The 7625-nt window shown below is 68.8% G+C and carries 8 protein-coding genes and 1 pseudogene; 3 read left to right on the top strand and 6 right to left on the bottom strand.

Annotation, left to right across the window (positions count from 1 at the left end):
- Positions 1-116, bottom strand: a pseudogene (locus VFM98_RS08165) (SAM-dependent methyltransferase); the annotation flags it as partial.
- 86 nt (positions 117-202) lie between these two features.
- On the opposite strand from VFM98_RS08165, the gene VFM98_RS08160 reads away from it, so the two are divergent.
- Positions 203-2221: a transcriptional regulator gene (locus tag VFM98_RS08160; protein WP_325109414.1), complete on the top strand. Its 2019-nt coding sequence runs from the start codon at positions 203-205 to the stop codon at positions 2219-2221.
- Positions 2222-2243: 22 nt separating this feature from the next.
- Here the strand turns inward: VFM98_RS08160 and VFM98_RS08155 are convergent, their stop codons facing one another.
- From VFM98_RS08155 to hppD, 4 genes are read right to left on the bottom strand one after another with little or no spacing between them, the layout of a single operon-like run.
- Entirely contained in the window at positions 2244-2933 is a 690-nt protein-coding gene (locus VFM98_RS08155; protein WP_325109413.1) for an SDR family oxidoreductase, read from the bottom strand.
- A complete protein-coding gene (phhA, locus tag VFM98_RS08150; RefSeq protein ID WP_325109412.1) occupies positions 2930-3829 on the bottom strand; it encodes a phenylalanine 4-monooxygenase in 900 nt (299 codons plus the stop codon). The genes VFM98_RS08155 and phhA overlap by 4 nt, the downstream gene beginning before the upstream one ends.
- Positions 3830-3845: 16 nt before the next feature.
- Positions 3846-4172, bottom strand: coding sequence for a 4a-hydroxytetrahydrobiopterin dehydratase (locus tag VFM98_RS08145; protein WP_325109411.1), 327 nt, complete (start codon positions 4170-4172; stop codon positions 3846-3848).
- A complete protein-coding gene (gene hppD, locus VFM98_RS08140; RefSeq protein ID WP_325109410.1) occupies positions 4169-5260 on the bottom strand; it encodes a 4-hydroxyphenylpyruvate dioxygenase in 1092 nt (363 codons plus the stop codon). The genes VFM98_RS08145 and hppD overlap by 4 nt, the downstream gene beginning before the upstream one ends.
- Positions 5261-5379: 119 nt before the next feature.
- On the opposite strand from hppD, the gene VFM98_RS08135 reads away from it, so the two are divergent.
- Positions 5380-5859, top strand: coding sequence for an Lrp/AsnC family transcriptional regulator (locus VFM98_RS08135; protein WP_325109409.1), 480 nt, complete (start codon positions 5380-5382; stop codon positions 5857-5859).
- Positions 5860-5862: 3 nt separating this feature from the next.
- Here the strand turns inward: VFM98_RS08135 and VFM98_RS08130 are convergent, their stop codons facing one another.
- Positions 5863-6336 (bottom strand): Lrp/AsnC family transcriptional regulator, encoded by a 474-nt coding sequence (locus tag VFM98_RS08130; protein ID WP_325109408.1) that lies wholly within the window; start codon positions 6334-6336, stop codon positions 5863-5865.
- Positions 6337-6605: 269 nt separating this feature from the next.
- Between VFM98_RS08130 and VFM98_RS08125 the strand changes: the two genes are divergently transcribed.
- Positions 6606-7523 carry an ABC transporter substrate-binding protein gene (locus VFM98_RS08125; protein WP_325109415.1) on the top strand — a complete coding sequence of 306 codons (918 nt, stop codon included), beginning with the start codon at positions 6606-6608 and terminating at the stop codon, positions 7521-7523.
- The last annotated feature ends 102 nt before the right edge of the window (positions 7524-7625 follow it).

Below are 7625 nucleotides of genomic sequence, written 5' to 3'. Positions count from 1 at the left end.
AGCGTTTCGCCGACGATTTGCAAGGTGGTACCGATGACGGCATAGTCGCCCGAAGCCCAGGCGGCCTTCTGGCGGGTCTTGATGGCGGCGAAGTCGGGGGCGGCGGCTGCATCCATGGTGCTTGCTCCAGGAAAGTTGCGGTGGAAGGCCACTGTCCGCCCAGAGTGTGGATGCCGCCGTGGGGACCAGCGTGGAAATTGGCGTGGAAACCGGGACGCAGGGGCAAGGCGACGGGCCGCCGGGGCCCGGGGTGGCCCTGCGGCTGCTCGGCCCCATGACGCTCAGCCGCGCCGGCATGGCCGTCGCCCTGCCGCCCTCGCGCAAGGTGCGCGCGCTGCTCGCCTACCTGGCGCTGGCCGCCCGCGGCACGACGCGCAGCCATCTCTGCGAACTGCTGTGGGACCTGCCCGGGGATCCGCGCGGCGAGCTGCGCTGGTGCCTGAGCAAGCTGCGCGCGGTTCTGGACGAGGCGGATCGCCCGCGCGTGATCGCCTCCGGCGATTCCGTGGCGCTCGACTTGGCGGACGGCGACATCGACGCGCGCACGGTGATCCACATGCTGCAACGCGGCGTGGCGACTCTGGCGGTCACGGAGCTGGAAGCGCTGGCCGCGCTGCTGCAGCGTGGCGAGTTGCTCGAAGGCCTGGAAGTGCCGCGCAGTCCCGCCTTCTCGGGCTGGCTCGCCGGCGAGCGCCGTCGCCTGCGCGCCGCGCACGCCGCGGTGCTGGAGCACTGGGCGCGGTCGCTGCCGGTTGGCAGCGATATGGCCATCGAAGCCCTGGAACGCTGGCTCGCGCTCGCCCCGTTCGATCGGCGAGCCCACGAGTGCTTGCTCGACGCATTGGCCGCGCGCGGTCGTCTGCGCGAAGCGGAGGAGCACCTCGCGGCCGCGGGGCGCCGCTTCGAGGCCGAAGGGCAGGACTGGGGCCCGCTCGCGCACGCCTGGCGCGCGGCCCGGTCACGCCACGCGATCGCCGCCACGCCCGGTGTCGTCATGACGGCACCGGCAGCACCGCCCGAACCCGCGCTCGCCCCCACCCGCCGCGCCTCGATCGCCGTGATGCCCTTCGCCGATCGCACGCCGGGCGGGGCGCTGCGCGGCGGCCTCGGCGACGGCCTGGCGCGCGACGTGACGCTGCGGCTCGCAAGGCTGCGCAGCGTGTTCGTGATTGCCGAGGGCACCATGGCGACGCTGGCCGAGCGGCACGTGGATTCTGAAGACGCCGGCCGACGCCTCGACGTCGACTACATCGCGAGCGGCTGGCTGCGGCGCGGCCCGGACGGACATCTCGTCGTGAGCGTGCAGCTGACGCAGACGCGCAGCGGTCAGGTGCTCTGGGCCGAGGAGTTTTCCGCCGGACGCGACGACACCTTCCTGGTGCTCGAAGAGATCGGCAACCGGATCGTGACCGCGATCGCCAACCAGATCGAGGCGGCCGAACGCAACCGGGCGATCCTCAAGAACCCGAACTGCCTCGACGCCTGGGAGGCCCACCACCGCGGGCTGTGGCACATGTTCCGCTTCGACCGCGAAGACAACGAACAGGCGCGCCAGTTCTTCCGTACCGCGGTGCGGCTGGACCCGACCTTCTCGCGGCCGCATGCGGGCCTGTCCTTCACCCACTTCCAGGACGCCTTCCTCGGCTGGCGCGAACGCGCGAGCGCGATCCAGCAGGCCTATGCGGCCGCGGCCGAAGGCGTGATGGCCGACGCGCACGATCCGGCCTCGCACTGGGCGCTGGGCCGGGCGCTGTGGCTGATGGACCGCGAGGACGAGGCCGTGCGCGAATTGCAGTCGGCGATCGACCTCAGCCCCAACTTCGCCCTGGGCCACTACACGCTGGGCTTCGTGCAGGCGCAGTCGGGCGACGCGGAGAGCGCGATCGCCGAAGTCGACCAGGCCCGGGCGCTCAGCCCCATGGACCCGTTGCTGTTCGGAATGCTGGCCTCGCGCGCGCTGGCCCTGCTGCGCCTGGGCCGCTGCGAGGAAGCGGCCGACTGGGCGCTGCGTTCGGCGGCGCGCCCCAACGCGCACGTGCACATCCGCGCGATCGCGGTGTTCTGCCTGGCAATGGCGGGCCGCACGGAGGAAGCGAAGGCGCTGGCCGCCGCCATCCGGCGGACGCAGCCCCGCTACGGGCTGGCGGATTTCGGCCAGGCCTTCAAGTTCGGGCCGGAACTGCAGGGCCTGCTGCGCCAGGCCGCGAGCCTGGTGCCGTAGGCCCGATGAAGACGCGCTTGGCCTAGACCCGCCCGGTCACCGGAATGGCTGCGCCATGAATCGCCCGCGCGGCATCGGAGCCGAGGAAGGCGATCACATCCGCCAGCGCTTCCGGCGCGACCCAGCGGCTCGCATCCGCGTCGGGCATGTCCGCACGGTTGTCCGGGGTGTCGATGATCGAAGGCAGGACGCAGTTGACGTTGATGCCCTTGTCCTTCAGTTCGGCGGACATCGCCTCGGTCAGGCGGATCAGCGCGCTCTTGGATGCGGAGTACGCACCCATGTGCGCCGCGCCGCGCGCCGCTGCCGCAGCGCCGACCGTCACGATCCTGCCGCTGCCGCGCTCGCACATGCCGGGCACGACGGCGCTCGCCACATGCACCAGCGTGCGCGCGTTGAGGTCCATGAGGAAGTCCCAGGTCGCCGCGGACGTTTCATGCACGGCCTCGCCCATGCGAAAGCCGCCCGCGATGTGGCAGCAGACGTCGATCCCGCCGAAGCGCGCCAGGGCTTGCTGCACACCGGCGTGCACCTGTTCGCGATCGAGCAGGTCCAGCGGCAGCAGCAGGGCCTCGGCGCCCTCGGAGAAAGCCTGGAGCAGCGCCTGCTGCCGGTCGGCGAGCACGAGGCGCGCGCCGCGCTGCCGGAATGCGGCGGCAACCGCGCGACCCAGGTGCCCGGCGGCACCGGTGATGAAGACCGTCTTCGTCATGCCGTGACTCCTTCGCGCCTGGCCGCATGGTAGCGGCCCGTGCCGCGCGTGACCACGGCGTCGGTGGGCAGCACGTCGCCCGGCTCGAATTCGGGCGCGCCGGCGACGCGCTCGTAGCGGGGAGCGAAGTCGATGCGCGCCAGCTCGAGCAGGTCGTCGAGATGCTCCAGCACGAAGTAGGTCTCCTGGAAGTCGTCGATGCGGTAGCGCGTGCGCATCACCCGCTCCAGGTCGAAACCGATCCGGTTCGGCGACGCGTCCTCGACCGAGAAGACTGTCTCCGTGGCCGAGGAGGCGATGCCCGCGCCGTAGATCCGCAGGCCGTCCGCCTGCTTCACCAGCCCGAACTCCACGGTGTACCAGTAGACGCGTGCGAGCTTCTCCAGCACGCGCAGGCGCTTGGCGCGCAGGCCGCCTTCCCCATAGGCCTGGATGTAGTCGGCGATCACCGGGTTCATCAGCATGGGGACGTGCCCGAACACGTCGTGGAAGACGTCCGGCTCCTCCAGGTAGTCCAGCTCGTGCGGCTTGCGGATGAAGTGGCCCGCGGGAAACCGGCGGTTGGCCAGGTGCTCGAAGAACACGTCGTCCGGCACCAGGCCCGGGACGGCCACCACCTGCCAGCCCGTGCGCTTCACCAGGATGTCCGAGAGCTGCTCGAAGTTCGGGATCTGCTCGGGGCCGATCGGCAGGTCCTGCATGCCCTGCACGAACGCGTCGCAGGCGCGGCCGGGGAGAAGGCGGCTCTGTCGTTCGAAGAGCGTCCTCCACACTGCGTGTTCCTCCGCGGTGTAGCTTTCCCATCCCTGCGGGATGGTCCAGTCGGCGCGCGCCGGGGCTTGCTGCGCGCCGGCCGCGAGGCCGTGCTTCTCGCTGTCCTTCAGCTGGTTCAACATGCCTCTTGCCTCCGGCTCACTGCACCTGGCTGGCCAGGGCCGCCGCGATGCGGTCCATCAGGAGCGCCATGCCGATGTCGTTGGTCGAGAGGCCGCCGACGTCGTGCGTCGTGAGCGTGACGGCCACTCGGTTGTAGACGTTGAACCACTCCGGGTGGTGGTTCCGCTTTTCCGCCAGCACGGCCACCTGGCTCATGAAGCCGAAGGCCTGGGCAAAGTCGTGGAACAGGAATTCGCGGGTGATCGTTCCCCCGCGCTCCTCGTTGAATTTCCACGAAGGCAACTGGCGCAGGAGCCCGGCCGCCTCTGCGCGCTCGAGTTTCCTCGGAGGCTGGGGCGTCACGCGGTTTCCTTCTCTTGCACCTGCAGCACGCCGCGGCGGATCTGGTCACGTTCCAGCGACTCGAAGAGCGCCTTGAAGTTGCCGTTGCCGCAGCCCTCGTCGCCTTCGCGCTGGATGAACTCGAAGAACACCGGCCCGAGCAGCGTCTCGCTGAAGATCTGCAGCAGCAGGCGCTTCTGCCCGCCCGAGGTATCGCCATCGAGCAGGATGCCGCGCGCCTGCAGTTCGGGCACCGGCTGGCCGTGTCCGGGCAGGCGCTCTTCCAGCATCTCGTAGTAGATGTCGTTGGGCGCCGTCATCAGCGGCACGCCGGCCATCTGCAACTGGTCGACCGTCTCGATCAGGTTGTCCGTCAGCAGGGCGACGTGCTGGATGCCTTCGCCGCTGAACTTCATCAGGAACTCCTCGATCTGGCCCGAGGTCTTGCCGGCTTCCTCGTTCAGCGGGATGCGGATCAGGCCGTCAGGGGCCGTCATCGCCTTGGACGTGAGGCCGGTGTATTCGCCCTTGATGTCGAAGTAGCGGATCTCGCGGAAGTTGAACAGCTTCTCGTAGAAGGCCGCCCAGTGCGCCATGCGGCCGCGGTAGACGTTGTGCGTGAGGTGGTCCACCACCTTCAGGCCCACGCCCTTGGGATGGCGCTCGACGCCGGGCAGCCACTCGAAGTCGATGTCGTAGATCGACTTGCCGTCCTCGAAGCGGTCGATCAGGTACAGCGGCGCGCCGCCGATGCCCTTGATGGCGGGCAGGCGCAGCTCCATCGGCCCGGTGGGGATCTCGACCGGTTGCGCGCCGAGTTCCAGCGCCCGGTTGTAGGCCTTGTGCGAGTCACGCACGCGGAAGGCCAGCGCGCAGGCCGACGGCCCGTGCTCCGCCGCGAAGTAGCCGGCGAAGCTTTTCGGCTCGCGGTTGACGATGAAGTTGATGTCGCCCTGGCGGTACAGCAGCACGTCCTTGGAACGGTGCTTCGCCACCAGCGTGAAGCCCATCTTCTCGAACAGGGGCTCCAGCACGTTGGGGGTGGGCGAGGCGAATTCGACGAACTCGAATCCGCACAGGCCCATGGGGTTGTCGAACAGGTCGGCCATGTCTCTTGCTCCGGGCAGGGGTCGGTGTGGCTTCACTTTAGGCCCGGAGGGTCGCAGGGTTCGTGCGAAATGCGGCCCCGATCGCGGGTTGCGCGCACGATCCGTGCAAGAATCGTGAAATGAATGAGCCGATGGAGCTGGATGCGCTGGACCAGCGCATCCTTGCTGCTCTGCAGTCCAACGGGCGCCTCTCCTATGAGGAGCTGGGCGGCAAGGTGGGCCTGTCGGCCTCGGCCACCCTGCGCCGGGTCAAGCGGCTGGAGGAGGCCGGGGTGATCGCCGGCTACATCGCCCTGGTGCGCGCCCGCAGGGTCGGCCTGGGCCTCACCGCCTACATCAACGTGCGCATGGCCAAGCAGGGCGAAGGCGACAAGCGCAACCCGATGGACCTGTTCTCCGCCGCCGTGCAGACCTGGCCCGAGGTGGTGGAGTGCGTGTCCCTCACCGGCGAGATGGACTTGCTGCTGAAGGTGCTGGTGACGGACATGGACCACTACACGCGCTTCGTCATGGACACGCTGCTCAAGCACCCCAGCGTGCAGGACTGTCGCACCAGCTTCGTCATGCGGCCTTTCAAGTCGAACGTCAGCCTCGTCTGAGCCTCATTCGGGCAAGGGCAGCGAGCTGGTGCACTTGAATTCCTCCAGGCAGACGATGGAGCGCACGCCGTCGACGCCCGGCATGCGCATCACCTTGTCGATCAGCAGGTTCGACAGGCCCTTGAGGTCGCGCGCGATGACCTTGACCACGAAGTCGAAGTCGCCCGTGATCGCGTAGCACTCGAGCACTTCGGGCATCTGCAGCACGAGCCCGGTGAACTTCGACAGGTCGCGGATGTGGCCCTTCTCCATGGAGACGAGGATGAAGGCCACCACGTTCAGGTCCAGCCGGGCCGGGGCGAGCCGCGTCTCGTAGCGCGCGATCAGGCCCATCTCCTCCAGCCGCCGGTGCCGCCGATGGCACTGCGCGGGCGACAGGCCCGCGGCCTCGGCCAGCTCCAGGTTGGATGCGCGGCCGTTCTCCTGCAGGAAGGCCAGGATCTTCCGGTCGACGCGATCGATCTCGATCGTCTGCAAGTTCGTCTCCTCGTTTCCGGAGGGAACGAAATGATATTGCGCGTTCCAGGGTTCACCCTAGCGCCGGATGAAAGCCGATTTTTCGGTCGGAAGTTCACACTTCCGGCCCTGGAAAGCGCGCTTCCTTGACGCAGATCAAAGCGATCTGGCCTCCCGACGCCGCTGCTCCACCGCTACCCGTGCCGACCCTTTCCTCCCACAAGGATCCCAACGTGCAACATTCTTTCCTGCGTTCCTCCCTCGCCCTCATTGCCGCTTCGGCTGCCGCCATGGCCGCCGGGCCCGGCTTCGCCGCCGAGAAATCGGTGGCGGTCACGGCGATCGTCGAGCACAAGGCGCTCGACGCCGTGCGTGACGGCGTGCGGGACGAACTCAAGGCCGCCGGCTTCGAAGCCGGCAGGAACCTGAAGTTCGAGTACCAGTCCGCGCAAGGCAACAACGGCACGGCCGCCCAGATCGCGCGCAAGTTCGCCGGCGCGAGGCCCGACGTGATCGTGGCCATCGCCACGCCCTCGGCGCAGGCCGTCGTCGCCGCCAGCAAGGACATCCCGGTCGTCTACAGCGCCGTGACGGACCCCGTCGCGGCCAAGCTGGTCAAGACCTGGGAGGCCTCGGGCACCAACGTCACCGGCGTGTCCGACGCCTCGCCGCTGGACAAGCACCTCGAACTGGTCAAACGCGTCGTTCCCAACGCCAGGCGCGTGGGCGTGATCTACAGCCCCGGCGAAGCGAATTCCGTGGCCATCGTGGATGCGCTCAAGAAGGCCGTGCCGGCGGCCGGCCTGACGCTGGTGGAAGGCGCCGCGGCGCGCACCGTCGATGTGGCGAGTGCCGCGCAAAGCCTGGTCGGCAAGGTCGACGTGATCTACGCGCCCACCGACAACAACGTGATGTCGGCCTTCGAGGGCATCGTCAAGGTGGCGCAGCAGGCGAAGATCCCCGTGGTCGCCGCCGACACCGACGGCGTGAAGCGCGGCGCCGTGGCAGCGCTGGGCCTGAACTACTACGACATCGGCCACCAGACCGGCAGGATCGTGGTGCGCATCCTCAAGGGCGAGGCCCCAGGCGCCATCGCCTCGCAGACCAGCAACACCTTCGAACTGCACGTGAACCCGGCGGCGGCCCTCAAGCAGGGCGTGACCTTGCCGGAGGAACTGGTCAAGTCGGCGAAGGTCGTCGTCAAGTAAGAAGAGGGCGCCTCCACCATGTCGCTCATCGCTTCGCTGGGCGCCCTCGAGATCGGCCTCATCTTCGGGCTGGTCGCGCTGGGCGTCTACCTCTCCTTCCGC

The sequence above is a fragment of the Ramlibacter sp. genome, assembly GCF_035706265.1.
In the GTDB taxonomy this organism is placed as follows: Bacteria; Pseudomonadota; Gammaproteobacteria; order Burkholderiales; family Burkholderiaceae_C; genus Ramlibacter.
The sequence above is the reverse complement of the archived record's forward strand: the minus strand, read 5'-3'. Positions and strand labels throughout refer to the sequence as shown.

What these genes read in the sequence shown, in the direction of transcription:
- hppD (WP_325109410.1), bottom strand. Translation starts at nt 5,260, where the DNA reads ATGGCCGACCTGTTCGACAACCCCATGGGCCTGTGCGGATTCGAGTTC.
- VFM98_RS08135 (WP_325109409.1), top strand. Translation starts at nt 5,380, where the DNA reads ATGAATGAGCCGATGGAGCTGGATGCGCTGGACCAGCGCATCCTTGCT.
- VFM98_RS08125 (WP_325109415.1), top strand. Translation starts at nt 6,606, where the DNA reads ATGGCCGCCGGGCCCGGCTTCGCCGCCGAGAAATCGGTGGCGGTCACG.
- phhA (WP_325109412.1), bottom strand. Translation starts at nt 3,829, where the DNA reads ATGTTGAACCAGCTGAAGGACAGCGAGAAGCACGGCCTCGCGGCCGGC.
- VFM98_RS08155 (WP_325109413.1), bottom strand. Translation starts at nt 2,933, where the DNA reads ATGACGAAGACGGTCTTCATCACCGGTGCCGCCGGGCACCTGGGTCGC.